Annotated in this window: 15 protein-coding genes; 10 read left to right on the top strand and 5 right to left on the bottom strand. The window is 66.8% G+C overall.

Annotated elements, in window-relative coordinates; all coding sequences use genetic code 11:
• Window positions 1-552, bottom strand: a 552-nt coding sequence (locus tag AC1DJN_RS13015; protein ID WP_478039296.1) for an AraC family ligand binding domain-containing protein, incomplete at its 3' end; no start/stop codon positions are given.
• 77 nt (window positions 553-629) lie between these two features.
• Here AC1DJN_RS13015 and AC1DJN_RS13010 point away from each other — a divergent pair.
• The 4 genes from AC1DJN_RS13010 to AC1DJN_RS12995 are packed head-to-tail and all read left to right on the top strand — an operon-like array spanning window position 630 to window position 5,125.
• Window positions 630-2,588 carry an FUSC family protein gene (locus AC1DJN_RS13010; RefSeq protein ID WP_442251373.1) on the top strand — a complete coding sequence of 653 codons (1,959 nt, stop codon included), beginning with the start codon at window positions 630-632 and terminating at the stop codon, window positions 2,586-2,588.
• A gap of 4 nt (window positions 2,589-2,592) precedes the next feature.
• Complete coding sequence (locus tag AC1DJN_RS13005) at window positions 2,593-2,808, top strand: DUF1656 domain-containing protein (protein WP_032975345.1); 216 nt, start codon at window positions 2,593-2,595, stop codon at window positions 2,806-2,808.
• Window positions 2,805-3,689: an HlyD family secretion protein gene (locus AC1DJN_RS13000; RefSeq protein ID WP_032975344.1), complete on the top strand. Its 885-nt coding sequence runs from the start codon at window positions 2,805-2,807 to the stop codon at window positions 3,687-3,689. The genes AC1DJN_RS13005 and AC1DJN_RS13000 overlap by 4 nt, the downstream gene beginning before the upstream one ends.
• Window positions 3,686-5,125: an efflux transporter outer membrane subunit gene (locus tag AC1DJN_RS12995; protein ID WP_478039295.1), complete on the top strand. Its 1,440-nt coding sequence runs from the start codon at window positions 3,686-3,688 to the stop codon at window positions 5,123-5,125. Before AC1DJN_RS13000 ends, AC1DJN_RS12995 begins: the two co-directional genes overlap by 4 nt.
• A gap of 75 nt (window positions 5,126-5,200) precedes the next feature.
• Here the strand turns inward: AC1DJN_RS12995 and AC1DJN_RS12990 are convergent, their stop codons facing one another.
• The 3 genes from AC1DJN_RS12990 to AC1DJN_RS12980 form a co-directional block, all read right to left on the bottom strand.
• The gene (locus AC1DJN_RS12990; RefSeq protein ID WP_025874323.1) at window positions 5,201-5,764 is read right to left on the bottom strand and encodes a fasciclin domain-containing protein; all 564 of its coding nucleotides are present in this window, start codon (window positions 5,762-5,764) and stop codon (window positions 5,201-5,203) included.
• Between the two features lie 292 nt (window positions 5,765-6,056).
• On the bottom strand, window positions 6,057-6,851 hold the full coding sequence (locus tag AC1DJN_RS12985) for a hypothetical protein (RefSeq protein WP_152543279.1): 795 nt from the start codon (window positions 6,849-6,851) through the stop codon (window positions 6,057-6,059).
• A gap of 91 nt (window positions 6,852-6,942) precedes the next feature.
• Window positions 6,943-7,860 (bottom strand): M14 family metallopeptidase, encoded by a 918-nt coding sequence (locus AC1DJN_RS12980; RefSeq protein WP_032975342.1) that lies wholly within the window; start codon window positions 7,858-7,860, stop codon window positions 6,943-6,945.
• A 144-nt stretch (window positions 7,861-8,004) separates the two neighbouring features.
• Here AC1DJN_RS12980 and AC1DJN_RS12975 point away from each other — a divergent pair, with 144 nt between their 5' ends.
• The 6 genes from AC1DJN_RS12975 to AC1DJN_RS12950 all read left to right on the top strand — a co-directional run bounded on the left by AC1DJN_RS12975 (window position 8,005) and on the right by AC1DJN_RS12950 (window position 16,019).
• Window positions 8,005-8,658 carry a DUF3348 family protein gene (locus AC1DJN_RS12975; RefSeq protein ID WP_032975341.1) on the top strand — a complete coding sequence of 218 codons (654 nt, stop codon included), beginning with the start codon at window positions 8,005-8,007 and terminating at the stop codon, window positions 8,656-8,658.
• A gap of 10 nt (window positions 8,659-8,668) precedes the next feature.
• Window positions 8,669-10,933, top strand: a complete 2,265-nt coding sequence (locus tag AC1DJN_RS12970) for a DUF802 domain-containing protein (RefSeq protein ID WP_478039294.1) — start codon at window positions 8,669-8,671, stop codon at window positions 10,931-10,933.
• Window positions 10,930-11,589, top strand: a complete 660-nt coding sequence (locus AC1DJN_RS12965) for an OmpA family protein (protein ID WP_025874313.1) — start codon at window positions 10,930-10,932, stop codon at window positions 11,587-11,589. Before AC1DJN_RS12970 ends, AC1DJN_RS12965 begins: the two co-directional genes overlap by 4 nt.
• Window positions 11,579-11,956 (top strand): DUF2894 domain-containing protein, encoded by a 378-nt coding sequence (locus AC1DJN_RS12960; RefSeq protein WP_032975338.1) that lies wholly within the window; start codon window positions 11,579-11,581, stop codon window positions 11,954-11,956. Before AC1DJN_RS12965 ends, AC1DJN_RS12960 begins: the two co-directional genes overlap by 11 nt.
• Window positions 11,957-12,235: 279 nt before the next feature.
• Window positions 12,236-14,536 carry a TonB-dependent receptor gene (locus AC1DJN_RS12955; protein WP_032975336.1) on the top strand — a complete coding sequence of 767 codons (2,301 nt, stop codon included), beginning with the start codon at window positions 12,236-12,238 and terminating at the stop codon, window positions 14,534-14,536.
• Window positions 14,537-14,558: 22 nt separating this feature from the next.
• Window positions 14,559-16,019 (top strand): esterase-like activity of phytase family protein, encoded by a 1,461-nt coding sequence (locus AC1DJN_RS12950; protein ID WP_478039293.1) that lies wholly within the window; start codon window positions 14,559-14,561, stop codon window positions 16,017-16,019.
• A 69-nt stretch (window positions 16,020-16,088) separates the two neighbouring features.
• On the opposite strand, the gene AC1DJN_RS12945 is transcribed toward AC1DJN_RS12950, so the two are convergent.
• On the bottom strand, window positions 16,089-16,532 hold the full coding sequence (locus tag AC1DJN_RS12945; protein WP_032975334.1) for an REP-associated tyrosine transposase: 444 nt from the start codon (window positions 16,530-16,532) through the stop codon (window positions 16,089-16,091).
• Between the last annotated feature and the right edge of the window lie 123 nt (window positions 16,533-16,655).

Here is a 16,655-nt window from a genome sequence, read left to right as displayed (position 1 = left end):
GCGTTTGGCCCACTCGCTGATGGTGCTGCGGTCGGCCGGATTGGCTGACAGCGCCGCAGCCAGCGCGCGGATCTTGGGGTGGTCACTCACCGGCAGGTACAACCGCTCGGCCGGCATCTGCACCAGTTCGTCCAGCAGCACTCGCGCCAGGCGATCGGTGTGCCCACCGCGCGGGTAGTCCTGCGGCGCATCGGCCAGGTGCAGGATCATCTCGCGCACCATCGGCGAGATCGACAGCGTCACGCAGTGCAGTGGCAGGTCGACAACGCCCGGCTCGACGAACAGATAGCACAGGCGGGCGTTGGCGGTGGCCCGGTTGCTGTGCGGCATGCTGCCCGGAATCCACACGCCRCACTGTGGCGGCACGATCCACAACGCATTGGCCACCTCGCAGGTCACCGCGCCATGAAGTGCCAGGATCAGCTGTCCCTTGCGGTGGTCATGCACTGGAATCTCGGCATCGTGGTCGGCCACCTGCAGGCGGCTGGCCACTGCCGGCCGATCCGTCGCGTCCGGGTCCAGATCAAAGCCAGGCAGTGAAATGCGAGTCATTCTCGATGACCGGATTCAGCGATAGACTGACATTCTAGCGAAATTCGGCGACGGGGCTCGCTGAATACGATGGCGCCATGCACATCCCCGCCCCCACCCGCCCTTGGCTTTTGCGCCCCATCGCGCTGTTGACGTCGCCCGCATTGAAGGTCGACCGCGAAGCGGTGCTGTTCTCGCTCAAATGCCTGCTCGCCGCCATCCTCGGGCTGTATGTCTCGCTGCGCATCGGCCTGACCCGCCCGTTCTGGGTGATCGGCACTGTCTACCTGGTGTCGCAGCCGATGTCCGGCGCGACACTCAGCCGTGGCCTGTTCCGGCTGCTGGGAACGGTCGGCGGTGCGGTTGCTACGGTGCTGCTGGTGCCGCGGTTCGCCAACGCGCCGATGGTGTTGGGCGTGGTACTGGCCGCCTGGATGGGCCTGTGCCTGTATTTGGCCATGCTCGACCGCACACCGCGTGCGTACGCCTTCCTGCTGGCCGGGTACACCACCAGCCTGATTGGTTTCCCGGCGGTGATGGTGCCCGATGACGTCTTCACCATCGCCATCACCCGCGTGCAGGAAATCTCCATCGGCATTCTTGCGGCGACGCTGGTCCATGGCCTGCTGTGGCCACGCCGGGTCTCGCCGCGTGTGCACGCGCGCGTCGCATCGATCCTCGCCGATGCGGAGCGCTGGACGCGGGACATGCGCGCTGGCGCAAACGAAACGGTACTGGCTGCGGATCGCTCCAAGGTAGCCGCGGACCTCCTCGACCTGCACACGCTGTCCATCCACCTGCCGTTCGACAGTGTGCACGGCGTCGCCCAGGTGCAGATCCTGCGCGCACTGCATGACCGGATGCTCGATGTGCTGATGCTGTCCAGCGCCGTGGACGAATCACTGGCCCAGTTGCGCGCGCAGCCCGCTGGCACGGCGCACACCACTTGGCAGGAATTGATGCGTGCAGATCTCTGCGCAGGTCAGGCCGAACTCGATGCTGCGCATCACGACTGCCGGCTGCTGGAAGAGCAGCTGCACGCCGCCCGCCCGGCCTGGCGCCTGCATGTGCCCGCGCACCTTGCCAGGAAGGCGAGCGGTCATGTGCTGCATCGTGACCACCGGATCGCCCTGCGCAGCGCCTTGGGTGCCTTCGTTGGCATCGTACTGGCCTGCGCGCTGTGGATCATTACCGCGTGGTCCGATGGTGCAACCGCCGTCTCCATCATCGGCACGGCCTGCGTGTTGTTCGGGACCACCGAGGCACCTGCCGGGCATGTCATGCGCTATCTGATCGGGTCGACCATCGGCGTGGTCATCGGGCTGTTCTACGCGCTGTTGATCTTTCCGGGTCTGTCCGATTTCGTCGGCCTGGCCATGGCACTGGCGCCGGCACTGCTGGTGTGTGGCTCGTTCCTCGCCCGCCCGCCGTTCATCATGGGCGCATTGGGGGTAGTGCTCACCTTCCCCCTCATCGCCGGGTTGGGCGCCACCAATGCCACCCACATCGCGGGCGCGCTCAACAGCAGCGTCGCGCTGTTCGTGGGTACGGCGGCGGCGCTGTGCAGCATGTCGCTGTTGCAGACGCTGGACAGCAATCGCAGCCGCGCGCGCCTGCAGGATGTGATCCGACGGGACATCGCACGCCGCGCCGCCGGGCAGGTGCGAAATGCCAGCGACTGGACAAGCCGCATGGTGGATCGGCTTGCGCTGCTTGCCCCTCGCCTGCGCGGCCATCCGGATGCAGCCCCCACGTTGCGGACGCTGTTTGCGGACATGCGCGCGGCCAGTGCCGTGGCCGAACTTCGCGTAATTGGCGGGGCGTTGAATGATCGCCGCAGCCACGACTGCCTGGCCCAGTTGCTGCACAGCGCGTCGGCCCACTTCCGTATCCGTACCTCCACATGCCGCACAGTGGATACGCCGGTGCTGGAATCACTCGAGCGCACACGCGAGGTGATCATCGCTGGCAGCAACGGCGCATCCAAGCCTGTTCTTGCGCTGCTTTGCGGCCTGCGCCGTGACCTGATCGCTCCGTTGATCGTACATGGGGACTGAGTCGATGTTTTCCGATATCTCCATTGACGGCGTCTTCGTTCCCGGGCTGCTGGCGGTGGCACTCATCGCGCTGGCGCTGTCGATGATGGCCTCGCGGTTATTGGCAAGCCTCGGCCTGTACCGACTGTTCGCCTATCGCCCGCTGGTGGGCCTTTCGCTGTTCGTGATCCTGGCGGAGCTGCTGATCCAGCTCGCGCCCCTGCTTGAGAACCTGAAATGAAGCACCTGTTGAGTGTCATTGGCCGCTGGAGCGCAACGCTCTGCCTCTTCGTCGTTGCCGTCATCGCGGCCCTGTCCCTGTGGAACCGCTACGAAGCGCAGCCGTGGACGCGCGACGGCCGCGTACGGGCGGACGTGATCCGCGTGGCGTCGGACATGGGCGGGCTGGTCACCCAGGTGCTGGTGCAGGACAACCAGCGGGTGAAAGCCGGGCAGCTGCTGCTGGTGCTGGACCAGCCGCGCTACGCCGCCGCGCTGGACAAGGCCGATGCCGCGGTGAACAGCGCGCAGGCCACGCTTGCCCTTGCCCGCCGTGAATCGAAGCGGGACATCGCGCTGGGCAACCTGGTGGCTTCGGAAACGCGGGAGCGCAATGCCGCCAAGGTCGATACCGAAGTGGCCGGCCTTGCACAGGCCCGAGCGGAGCGGCGGGTGGCGCTGCTGAACGTGCAGCGCACCGAAGTGCGCGCCAGCGCCGATGGCATCGTCACCAACCTCGACCTGCACCCGGGCGACTTCCTGCAGCCGGGTGCCCAGGCGCTGGCGCTGATCGACGGCGCCAGCCTCCGGGTCGAAGGCTATTTCGAAGAAACCAAGCTCAACTGCATCAACGAAGGCGATGCCGCTGTCGCCCGCCTGATGGGCGATGGCCGCGACGTGCATGGGCATGTGGAGAGCATCGCCGCCGGCATTGCCGACGATCAGCGCGCGAGCACCCACAACCTGCTGCCATCGGTTGCGTCAACGTATACCTGGGTGCGGCTGGCGCAGCGGATACCGGTGCGCATCCACTTGGACGACGTGGCACCGGATACGCGCCTGATCGTCGGCAGGACCGCCAGCGTGACCATCACGCCGCGCGCGCAGGGAGCCTGCAAGTGATCGGCACGGCATCACGCGTGGGCGTGCTCGCCTGTGCGCTGTCGCTGGCCGGCTGCGTGTCCGGCCCGGACTACACGCTGCCGGCCAATGCGGTTGCCGCCGCCCCGGCAGCCCGCCGCGCATTCGTATCGAGCCACCAGGCGGCCTACGCACAGGCGGAGCTGCCGGACCGCTGGTGGCAGCTGTACGATGATCCACGACTCGATGCTTACGTCAGCGAAGCACTGCGAGCCAACACCGATCTGCGCGCGGCTGATGCCAACCTGCGCCGCGCCACGGCGATGGTGCTGCAGTACCAGGCCGAGGGCTCGGTAAGCACCGACGCAGATGCATCGGCCACGCTGGCCCATGCCGGGGGATATACCTCACCCACCTCGCCACCGCAGGTGTATGCGCTCGGCATCCACCTGTCCTACCCACTGGATCTGGCAGGTGGCATCCGCCGCGGTATCGAAGCTGGCAGCGCCGATGCAGAGGCTGTCGCTGCAGCACGTGACCRGGTGCGGGTGGTGGTCGCCGCCGCTGTCACCCGCGCTTATGTCGGCATCTGTTCGACCAACCTCACCCTGGCGGCGACGCAGCGGGTGCTCGCTACGCAGCGCGCTACGTTGGACGCCACCACGCGCTTGGCGGCCGGCGGACGCGGAACCGAGTTCGACGTCAGCCGGGCACGCGCGGCGGCCAACCGCAGTGCGGCGGCGGTGCCGCATCTGGTTGCCGAACGGCAGGCGGCCCTGTTCGCGCTGGCGGCGCTGATGGGACGCGTACCGGCCGACTATCCGCAGGACGTCGCCAACTGCCAACAACCGCCGCGCCTGCAGCAACCGGTTCCGGTCGGCGACGGTGGCCAGCTGATCCAGCGCCGCCCGGATGTCCGCGCGGCCGAGCGCAGCCTGGCGGCCGCCACCGCGATGATCGGCGTGGAAACGGCAGCCCTGTACCCACAGGTGAGCATCGGCGCGTCCGCCGGCACGGCAGGTTCATTCAAGCAGCTGCTGAGCAGCGACAGCCTCGGCGCGTCCTTCGGGCCGCTGCTGTCGTGGCGCTGGCCGAACCGCCGCGCAACCCGGGCGCGGATCGATGCGGCCGGCGCCAACGCCGATGCCAGGCTGGCATCGTTCGATGGCGTGGTGCTGGACGCGCTGCGGCAGACAGAAACCGCGCTGTCGGCCTACGCACAGGAGATCGATCGCGAGCACAGCCTTGCCCTCGCCCGCGACGACGCGGCACATGCGAGCGACCAGGCCGGGCAGTTGTACCGGTTCGGCAGGATCGACTTCATCGACGTGCTGTCTGCCGAGGCTGCGCTGGCCGATGCAGAGTCTGCCCTGGCAGCATCGCGCGCGCAGCTGGGGGACCGTCAGGTGGATCTGTTCCTGGCGCTGGGTGGGGGCTGGGCGGCGGCAGGCACAACGCCCGACGCGCTTGATCGCTGAACCGCGCTCAATCGTGAGCGGCTGGCCTGTGAAACCAGCCGCTCCCGCACTGCCATCGATGTTGCGGCCCTGGGCTTACTTCGGCATCAGCACCGAATCGACCACATGCACCACGCCATTGGACTGCCTCACGTCGGCGGTGGTCACCGCAGACTTGCCGCCTTTGGCGTCGACCACCCAGACCTTGCCATCCTGCAGCTTCACCGTCAGCGCTTCACCCTGCACCGTTTTCAGCGTGCTGCTGCCACCGTGGCTGCGCGCTGCTGCGGTCAGCTGGGTGGAGGTGTAGGTGCCCGGCACCACGTGATAGGTCAGGACCTGGGTCAGCTTGGCCTTGTTTTCAGGCTTCAGCAGCGTTTCCACGGTGCCTGCGGGCAGCTTGGCGAAAGCCTGGTTGTCGGGAGCAAATACGGTGAAAGGACCCTTGCCGCTGAGCGTGTCGACAAGCCCGGCCGCCTTCACGGCAGTCACCAAGGTGCTCAGGTTCTGGGCGGTGGAGGCGTTTTCGACAATGGTCTTGTTCGCGTACATCGGCACGCCACCCACCATCGGGTTGTCGGCGGCAAAGGCGGCCGGGGCAGTTGCGCAGGCAACCGCGACGGTGGCGGCAAGGGTCAGGCGCTGGATCTGGGTACGCATGTTCGTGTCCTCGTTGATAGCCCAACCGGGCTGGGAAATGCGCAGCGTTCGCTGCCGTCACTGCACCACCTTGCAGCCATGCGGGAATGCAGGGCGTCCGTAGCAGCAGGGAAGAAGCGTTGCGTGCATGAGGGCATACGCCGCAAGCCGATGGCCGGATGCATCGCCTGGCGCCGGGGCAGTGAACGGTTCAACAAGGTGCGTGCCGCGTCGTGAGGATGTTCACGGGATCGTGATGCGCTGAAGAGCGGAGAGTTGCCGCGATCGGCTGTCCAAGCAGAGGGGCGGTGCTTCAGCTTTCGCCGCTGGCCCTGAGCTGGGCACTCAACAGACGTGTCAGGGTCCTGCGTGCCAACCAGCCCTGCAGTTGCTTGGCCTTGATGGTCTTGGCCATGAGGCAGGGCGCGCCTTCCACGGTGTGGTCGATGTGGTAGCAGCGCGAGGCGCCACAGAGCTCGGCCTGGCTGGCGGTCACGATGACGACGGACACCTCCAGGCTGGTGAAGGCGATATCCGCCTTGATGTCCGGGTTCTCAGTGCCGGCACGGTCGATGAGCGTGCGGAAGCGGCCCAGGTCGCGTTCTCCGCCGCTGCTGAGCGGCCCCACGTTGGTGGCGCGCCGGATGTCCTCCTCCTCTCCGGGGACAGCGTTGTTCCAATGTTCAGTGCGCTCGGGAATGACTGCGCGGACGACCTTGCCGCCCGGCTCGATCAGATCGATGACCACATCCAGCAGATACACCGGCTCCAACCCAAGGTTGGTCACAAAACAGTGCGCATCCAGATGCTTGCCCGCACCGGAGGTGATCAGAATGGATGGCCGTTGCTGGCGGCGGTAGCTGCGCAGGAACACGCTCAGATAGACCACCCAGATCAGCGCCGTTACGCAGGTCATGGCGGCGGTGATCAGAGGTGCAAGGTGAAGCAGATTCTGGAGCATTCCCGATGGTGTCTCACGCAGCTTCGCTGGAGAGAACATCATCGCGATTGCATCGCTCGCGGGCCGTGAAGCCATGCTCGTGGCGAAGACGGCACCTCTGCGCGGTTGCCCGCTGGCGTCGGTGCCCGGCTTGGTCGACGCGTCCAACAGTCGTCGTCAGCGGGCAGAAGGAGCTGACTGGCCCGGCTGCGCACTGCAGCGGCCGAGCAAAGGCTCGGCGCCGCAATGCGGTACTCGATCAGTTGGCCAGAGCGAAATCCAACCCCGCGCACACCGCCGCCACCTGGGCGTCGTTGCATTCCTGCGGGTTGGTGCGCGGGCTGTCCGGGTACACCTCGGTGGTGGTGGCATACAGCGCATCGGTGAAGCCGGCACATGCACCAATGGAACGCGACTCGCCCCACACCACGCCCAACGACTGCAGCGGCATGCCCACCAGATTGCCTTCGGCATCGGCCGGGGCAATGTGGGTGATCGGGGCCACCGCGGCGATCAGCGCCTTCTGGAATTCGTGCTGCGGGTCTTCGCTGTTGCCGATCACATAGAAGCCATCGGGAATGGTGTCGCGCTCGAACGGCTTGCCGTCGCGGGCGCAGCGGGCCGGGTCGAACTCGTGCAGATCGCTGTCGGTGGTCTCGTGCAGGTCCAGGTGGACCCGGATGTTGGCCTTGCGTTCGGCCACCCAGCGCATCAGCGAGGCGGCTTCCTCGATCAGGCCGCCGTCACGGAAGCTGCGGTTGGGATCGATGGCGATGGGGTTCCAGCGCTGGATGCGCTCATAGCCCCACGGGCTCACGCACGGGGCCACGATCAGGTTGAAGCGGCCCAGGTAACGCTCGGCGTGCTGCTCCAGGAACTGCAGGGCGCCATGCACGCCGCTGGTTTCGTAGCCATGCACGCCGCCGGTGACCAGCGCGGTCGGCAGGGCCGGGTTCCAGTCGTGGTTCACCACCGCAAACAGAGGGTAGTGGTCCGGGGCGTAGTCCAATTGGCCGTACTGCACCACGTCGAAGCGCTCGTCCAGCCGTTCCAGCGCGGTCACCACGTCTTCGTGGTAGCTGCGCTGTCGCTGCTGGCGGGCCCGCCACTGCGCGCGTTCGGCGTCGCCCCAGGGCTGTCCGGGGGTGCCGATCGGGTAGAACTGCGCAACGGTCATCTCAAGCTCCAGAAGTCGGGGTGCGGTGGTACAGCCGACCATTTTAAGCCTTGTGGCCCGATCGGTGCTGCCCCTCGCCCCCGCCTTCATACGGCCGGCCTCATCTGGTTGTAAAATCAACGGTTTTTGGCCCCCACCCCCTTGATGGCGAACGCAGCGCAGCCGGTCGTGGATGGACCGGACTTCCTCCGTCTGCTCGCCCGTCTCAGCGACGGCGCGATGCCGGCCTCCAGTCCCGCCCTGACCGATCGCCTCGGCCAGTGGGTGGACTGGAGCCGTGCCGTGGCCCTTGCCGGGGCGCTGGATGGCCGCCTGGCTGAACCGGCCGAGGCCGCCGAAGCGCTGGATGATCTGCTGGCCGATTGCGCCCAGGCCGAAGCGAGCCTGTTGGCTTCGCTGAGCGAGGATGCCGAGGCCGAGCGCCTGCTGGACCTGGCCGAGGCCGCCGCCGCGCCGAACTTCGCTTCGTTGCGGCAGCGCTACCGGGTGCTGCAGCAGGCCATCCAGACCGCTACCGGCCGCCTGCGCGGCCGCCTGCGCGACCAGCTGGTGCAGGCGTCACCGGAGCTGGCGCGGCTGGCCGAGGTCGATGCGGTGATGGAGCAGACCTTGAGCCCGCGCGAGCACAGCCTGCTCGCCACCGCCCCGGCGGTGCTGGGTGCCCGATTCGAACGCGTGCACGGCCAGCCCGGCTGGCGCGCGTCCTTCCGCCACGACATGCGCACGCTGCTGCTCGCCGAGCTGCAACTGCGCTTCCACCCGATCCAGGGGCTGCTTGCCGCCCTGCGCTCACACTGACCGGAACACCATGTCCAGAACTGTTTTCCACGTCCTTGTCTTCCTTGCTGGCCTGCTGGCCGTGTGCTGGATTGGCGTCGGCTATGTCTCGGTGCACCCGCTGGGTGCAGCCGTGGCAGCGATCATCGCAGCCTGCTACATCGCCGGTGGCGTGGAGCTGTACCGCTACCGGCAGGCCAGCAATGGCCTGCGCGCCGCACTGGCTGACCTTTCGCTGGCCAAGGAAAGCCTGGCACCGTGGCTGGAGCGTTTGCCGCTGGGCCTGCGCAATGCCGTGCGCCTGCGCGTGGAAGGCGAACGCACCGCCCTGCCCTCGCCGGTGCTGACGCCCTATCTGGTAGGCCTGCTGGTGCTGCTGGGCATGCTCGGCACGCTGCTGGGCATGATGGACACCCTGCGCGGCACCGGCCTGGCGCTGCAGAGCGCCACCGACATGGCGGCCATCCGCGGCTCGCTGGCCTCGCCAGTGCAGGGGCTGGCGGTGGCCTTCGGCACGTCCATCGCCGGCGTGGCCAGCTCGGCCATGCTGGGCCTGCTGTCGGCACTGCTGCGCCGCGACCGCCTGCAGGTGGTGCAGCAGCTGGACCGCGCCATCGYCACTGACCTGCATCCGTATTCGCAAGCCTGGCAGCGTGCCGAGTCGCTGCGCCTGCTGCAGTCGCAGTCTGCGGCGCTGCCTACGCTGATCGATCGCCTGCAGGCGATGACCAGCACCTTCGAACAGCACAGCGCGGCCGCCAATGAGCGCCTGCTGGCCGGTCAGGCCGAGTTCCTGACGCAGAGCCAGGCGTTGCAGGAACGCCTGGCAACCTCGCTGCAGCAGTCGCTGCGCGAGGGGGCCGAAGCCAGTGCTGCGGCCATTGGTGGCGCACTGCAACCGATGGCCGAAACCACCTTGGCCGGTCTGGCCAGCCACGGCCAGGCGCTGCATTCGCGTGTCGAACAGGCCGTGCAGCAGCAGTTGAATGGTCTGGCCGAGGGCTTCGAGCGCAGCCGCGTGGCGACCGAAGCGAGCTGGGCCAGGGTAGTGGCCGAGCAGACCGGCGCGCAGCAGGCGCTGGTTGCCGAACTGCGCCAGCATCTGCAGTCCTTCAGCGAAGGCCAGAGCACGCAGGGTGAAGCCCTGGTGGCACGCATCGGCGAGCGCCTGCAGGCCGATGCCAGCAGCAACGCCGAGGCCTGGCGCGCTGCTGCCGAACAGCAGCATGCATTGAACAGTGAACTGGTCGAGCGCCAGCAGCAGGCGCTGCAGCATGCCAGCAGCCACCTGGATGACCGTGCGCAGGCGCTGCTGCATGCCCTGGATGAGCGCCACGCCGCCGGCCAGTCGCTGCTGCAGGAACACGAACAACAGCGCCTGCAGGATTGGCAGGCCGCACAGGCCGCCACCGCCACGGCGCATGCCGAACTGCAGGCGGGCCTGGATGCACGCGAACAGCAGCGCCAGCTGCGTTGGGACGCGGTAAGTACCGAGCTGCAGCAGGCGCACGCGGCGTTGCAGGCCCAGCTGCTGGCAGGCGACGAACAGCGCCTGCAGCGCTGGAGCGATGCGTTGCAGAGCGTTTCGGCCGATCTGGCCGAGCGCCTGCAGGCCGATGGCCAGCGCCTTGCCGAACAGCAGCAGCAGGTCTGCGACACGTTGGCACAGACCGCGCAGCAGATCGGCGAGAACGGCCGTGCCCAGGCCAGCGCCACGCTGGCCGAAGTGTCCACCCTGCTGCAGACTGCGGCCGCGGCACCGAAGGCCGCCGCCGAGGTCATCAACGAACTGCGCAGCACCCTGTCCGAAAGCCTGGTGCGCGACAACAGGATGCTGGAAGAACGCGGCCACCTGCTGGCCACCGTGCAGACCCTGCTGGACGCGATCAACCACGCCTCGCACGAGCAGCGCACCGCTGTCGATGCACTGGTCGGAGGCTCGGCCGAACTGCTGGAACGCGTCGGTAGCCGTTTCAGCGACCATATCGCGGCCGAGACCGGCAAGCTCGATGGCATCGCCACGTTGCTCAATGGCAGTGCCGGTGAAGTGGGCCAGCTGGCCGGCACCTTCGGCGCTGCCGTCGAGCAGTTCGGCACCGCTTCGGCAGAGCTCTCCGGGCGCCTGGAGCAGATTGGCGGTGCGCTGGACGCCTCGCTGGCGCGCAGCGATGAGCAGTTGGCGTACTACGTGGCGCAGGCGCGCGAGGTGGTCGACCTCAGCCTGCTGTCACAGAAGCAGGTGATGGAAGAACTGCAGCAGCTGGCCGCGCGCCGCGGCAAGGCCGGCAGCGCATGAGCGACGAGCTGGAGGTCGACGGCGGCTCACACGCCCCGATCTGGGCGGCATTCGGCGATCTGATGTCGGTGCTGCTGGGCGCGTTCGTGCTGATCCTGGTCGGCGTGGTCGCCGTGCAGCTGGAGTTGTCGCAGCGCCTGGACCAGGAGGTCAAGCAGCGCCAGGCCGAAGCCAAGCGCCTGCAGACGCTGGAACAGGCGCTGGCTGGCCCGCTCGCCGCCGGCCGGGTGACGCTGGTGAATGGCCGCATCGGCATCAGCGGCAGCGTGCTGTTCGCGCTGAACTCCGACCAGCTGCAGCCGGAAGGCCAGGAACTGCTGCGCAGCCTGGCCGCGCCGCTGGCGGCCTATCTCGGCACGCGCGAAGAGATCCTGATGGTCAGCGGTTTCACCGATGACGCACCGGTGCGGGAAGGCAACCGCCGTTTTGCCGACAACTGGGAGCTGTCCGCGCAGCGCTCGCTGACGGTCACCCGTACCCTGATCGCCGACGGCGTACCGGCCGATGCGGTGTTCGCCGCCGCGTTCGGCAGCGAGCAGCCGGTCAGCTCCAATGCCAACGAAGATGGTCGCGCGCGCAACCGCCGTGTGGAGATCGCGCCGATTCCCAAGCCCAAGGCTGCTGCGCCAGGCGAGAAAAACGGCAATGGCAGCTGAGCCCTCGCCTTTGGAGGGATTGCGTGCCCTGGTGCGCGACCTCGACAGCGGGTCGCGATCGCTGCTGCACTACCCGCAGGTGCCGATGCTGGACGACGTGCGCCGCGAGTGGTCCGAGCTGCGCAGCGAACTGCAGGTGCGCCGCTCGCTGCGCACCGAAGCCCCGGCGGATGGTGGCCCGCTGAACTCGGCGGTGCTGGTGCAGCGCATGCTGGACACGATGCAGGCGACCAGCCCCGGGTATCTGCGCCACTTCATCGACTATGTCGATACGCTGTCGTGGCTGCAGGCGTTGCAGGATGGTGCCGCCAGCGGCGCTGATGCAGCAAAACCCAAACGCACACGCAAGCCGCGCAACGCGGGTTGATCCCGTCGACGCTGCCACTCCGGTAGATGCCAACCTTGGTTGGCGCCTCTCGACAACACAACGCAGCGGTCCGCAGCGCCGCATGCCAACCAAGGTTGGCATCTACCCGTGGCACGGGGTTCGATGACCATGTCACCAGACAGTCATCTGTCTAGCGCACCATTTTCACGTTGATCGCGCGGCGCCCAAGGCGCCCGTGATCGCATCGCGTGTTTCCCCTTTCATCTGCCTGAGCTCCGCTTCCATGCGGCGGCTCGCGCTTGCCTGAGTGCCTGTTCCATGACCAAGACCCTGTTGGCTGCTGCGTTGTCCCTGGCCCTTGCACCGACCGCGTGGGCGCAGCAGGCGCCGTCGGCCACCGAACTCGATGCGGTTTCAGTCATCGGCAGTGGCGAGGCGCGCCAGGTGCAGCGCATCACCCGCGAGAATCTGGACATCCTGCCGCCGGGTACCAGCCTGCAGAAGACGCTCAACCTGCTGCCCGGCGTCAACGCGCAGTCGGCCGACGCGCTGGGCACCAACGAACAGTCGATGACCCTGAGCCTGCGCGGTTTCAACTCCACCCGCCTGGGCTACACGCTGGACGGCGTGCCGCTGGGCGATGGTGCGTACAACAACTACAACGGCCTGACCATCAACCGTGCGCTGATCAGCGAGAACATGGCGGGCGCCGAACTGGCGGTGGGCATCGGCAGCCTCGGCACGCCGTCCACCAGCAACCTCGGCGGCACCATTTCCTATACCTCCGACGGCCCAGCGCAGGAACTGGGCGGCCGCGTGGTGCAGACCATCGGCAGCGATGCCAACCGTCGCACCTTCGTGCGCGTGGACAGCGGCGAGTACAACGGATTCTCCGGCTACGTATCGGGCATGAACGCGGTCTCGGACCTGTGGAACGACCAGACCGCGTACAACAAATCCACTACCAAGCAGTTCAACGCGAAGGGCGTGTGGAACTTCGGCAGCGGCCAGATCACAGGTTTCGTCGACACTTCGCGGACCAGCCAGGCGGACTACTTCTACCTGTCCAAGGACGAGATGTCCCGCGGCCTGGGCTGGGACTGGGGCGGCTACGCACCGGACTGGAACAAGGCCGTGGCCAAGGCCTACTGCAACACCGCCAGCCTCAACGCGAAGAAGTGCGACAACAGCGGTCCGGACAAGGACGCCGACGGCGCATTCACCGCCGGGCAGATCCTGCGCGATGACAACCTGTACTACCTGGCCGGTGATTTCTTCCTGGCCGATGGCTTCAGCTTGCGGGCACTGGCCTACCACCACGATGACCGCGGCGAAGGCCACAACTGGAACAGCGGTGCGTGGTCCAACAAAGGCACCGCGCAGGAAATCCCGATCATCTTCCGCAACACCATCTACACCATCGACCGCGATGGCGGCACGCTGTACTTCGATTGGGAGCTGGGCGCACACCGCCTCGAAGGTGGCGTCTGGTACGAACGCAACACCAGCAGCGCCGAACGCTACCAGACGGCGGTGGACGGTCCACGCGACCTCAGCGGCATGAACACCCTGCCCTCGGATGTGGGCGTGTTCGCCCAGCGTACGCGCTGGAGGACCCACCAGTTCTTCCTGAAGGACACCTGGCGCCTGCTCGATGACCGCCTGACCCTGGAGTTCGGCGCCAAGAGCCCGCACGCCACCTCCGATGCGCAGGTGCTGCCGGGCGATGCGAAGACACCGATCCTGCCGAGCTCGAACAACCAGTTCGCCACCGGTTCGCTGAAGGCCAGCAGGAATTTCCTGCCCAGCGTGGGTGCCAACTTCCGCCTCAGCGAGCATCACGAAGTGTTCGCCAGCTACGCCGAGAACATCGCCATGTTCCAGGGCGGCTTCAAACTTGGCCCACAGGCGGTCAGCCAGGCCACCTGGAACGCGCAGGGCAACCTGAAGCCGGAAGAATCACGCTCGCTGGAGGCGGGCTATCGCTTCGTCACCGATACGTTGCAGGCATCGGTCGCTGCCTACAGCGTGCGCTTTGACAATCGCCTGCTGCAGTACAACCCCTGCGATTCGCGGCAGCCGGTCGGCCCCACCTGCGGCAACCGTTTCTACAATGTCGGCGGCGTCGACAGCCGCGGTGCTGAACTGACCGTGCTGTGGACACCGAACGAGCACTTCAGCTGGTACACCTCGGCGTCGCTGAACCGCTCGACATATGCCTCCAACTACACGCAGGCCGGCGTCGAGCAGCAGATCAAGGGCAAGATCCAGACCGACACGCCCAAGCAGCTGCTGGCCACCGAAATCACCTGGCGCGACAACGGCTGGTTCGCCAGCCTGCGCGGCAAGTACACCGGCGAACGCTTCTACACCTATACCAACGACCAGGGCTTTGGTGGCTTCACCGTGTTCGACCTGGCCGGTGGCTACGATTTCGGTCAGGTTGGCTTCGCCAAGGGCATGCGCCTGTCGCTGAACGTGACCAACGTGGGTGACAAGCGCTACGCCAGCAACCTGGACTCGAGCGTGTTCGCACCCAGCGACCCGGCCGGCAAGCTGTATGTGTTCCATGCGTCGGCACCTCGCCAGGTGTTCGGTACCATCGACATCCGTTTCTGATCGCCGGCCGAGGAGTCCATTGATGTCCGCTACTGCCCTGCTGTTGGCCGCGCTCTCGGTCAGCGGCTACAACGCACCGCATGAAGCCCGCGGCATGCCACCACGCGCGGTGGACGTGGCCAGCTTCACTTACGTGGACAGGGGATTGGTCGCCGCCGGACGATTGCCGGCCGGCACCGTGGACTTCCTCGGCGATACGCTGGGCTCGTTCTCGTCGTTGGCGGTACAGCCGGGCACGTGGCGGCGTACCGCGCGTGGCTATGAAGGGGTGCTGTGGACCCTGCCCGACCGCGGTCGCAACGATCCGGAAGCCGGCCTGTTCTACGACTACGCCGGTCGCCTGGAGCGCATGCAGCTGCGCATCGACTGGCCCGCGGACAAGCCAGAGAGCTTCGRCACGCTGACGATGAAGCCGGAAAAGGGGCTGGTGCTGAAGGACTACAACGGCCAGCCATTCACCGGTGCCGACCCCGGTGATCACACCATCATCCAGCGTGGCGTGGTGCTGCCCTCCCCCGCCGTGGGCGCGGGGGCCGGCAAGGTCGCACTTGATGCCGAATCGCTGCAGTTCACTGCGGACGGCCACTTCTACATCGGCGACGAGTACACCGCCAACGTCTATTACTTCAACGCACAGGGCCAGCTGCAGGGCGTGATCGTGCCGCCGCAGGCGATCCAGCCACAACGTGATGGCAAGCCTGCCTTTGGATCATTGGCTCCGCCGCAGACCGGGCGCCGCAACAACCAGGGCGTGGAAGGCATGGGCCTGTCGCCCGACGGCACACGGCTGTTCGTTGCCCTGCAGAGCGCGCTGATGCAGGACAGCGCGGCGGGCAATGCCGCCGGCCGCATCAACACCCGCGTACTGGTCTACGACGTGTCTGCCAACCCGACGCCGACGCAACCGGTGGGCCACCATGTGATGATCCTGCCCGCCTACGCCCACGACGGCAAAGGCAAGCTCGACCGTACCGCTGCACAGAGCGAGCTGCGTGCGCTGGACAACGAGCGTTTCCTGATGCTGGCGCGCGATGGCAATGGACTGGGCAAGGAGGGCGACGACCCGATCGTCTATAAATCGGTGCTGCTGGTGAACGTGGCGCAGGCCTCCAATCTGGTGGGCACGGCCTATGAGACCGGCACGGCATCGGTGCTGGCCGATCCCGCTGACGCCATGTTGAAGACCGGCATCGTGCCCGCCAACGTCAAAGAGGTGCTGAACCTGCTCGACCGGCCGCAGCTGGCCCGGGCCGGGCTGGACCTGGATACAGGACGTGGCCCTCACCCGGGATTGCTGTCGGAGAAGTGGGAAGCAATGGACGTCTTGCCGGCGCTTGATCCAGAGCACCCGAACGACGTACTGCTGCTGATCGGCAACGACAACGACTTCACCGCCCGCAACTGCCGCATGCAGGGCGAGCACTGCGACAGTGCGTACGACAACGACAACCGGGTGCTGGTGTATCGGCTCACCCTGCCGTAGTGCCGGCCGCTGGCCGGCARCYTCRTGAAYCTCCGGAMRCACCGCCTGGTTGCCGGCCAGCGGCCGGCACTACCAGATCGACCACGCATAGGGATACTGGCCAATCTCCCTGGCCAGGCCCGCTCGAATGGGATTTCCCAGGATATACAGAGCCTGGCGATGCAACGATTCCTCTGCCCTGACCGCATGATCGAAGTACCCGGACTGCCAGACCACGCCGCGGCGACCGACCAGCCGATTCAAGGCCAACGCGCTGGATGATTTGAACCGGCGGGCGATGCCCGACAGCTCCGACGCACGCAGTCGCAACATCCAATGCACATGATCCGGCATCACCACCCATGCCAGTGACTGGACCAGGCCTTGTCGCTCCAGTTCCTCAAACTGGCTGGAGACGCAGCCTGCGGTAGCGCCRCATTCAAAGCGTCGGCGGCGCTGGCATGTTGTCGTGGTCAGCACATATACCTGACCGATGATGGAGCGCCGCCCGTGGCGCAGGAGATCGCTGCTCATGGCCCATCGTGGATCAGGCAGACCTCGCTGGCTGTCGGGGAACAGCGCGAGATTCCATGAGGATGTTGCTGACAGTCTGCTGGGGTTGCCGGCCAGCGGCCGGCACTACCCAACCCCGTCGGT

Source organism: Stenotrophomonas sp. 05L414_2 (genome assembly GCF_056397905.1).
The sequence above is the reverse complement of the archived record's forward strand: the minus strand, read 5'-3'. Positions and strand labels throughout refer to the sequence as shown.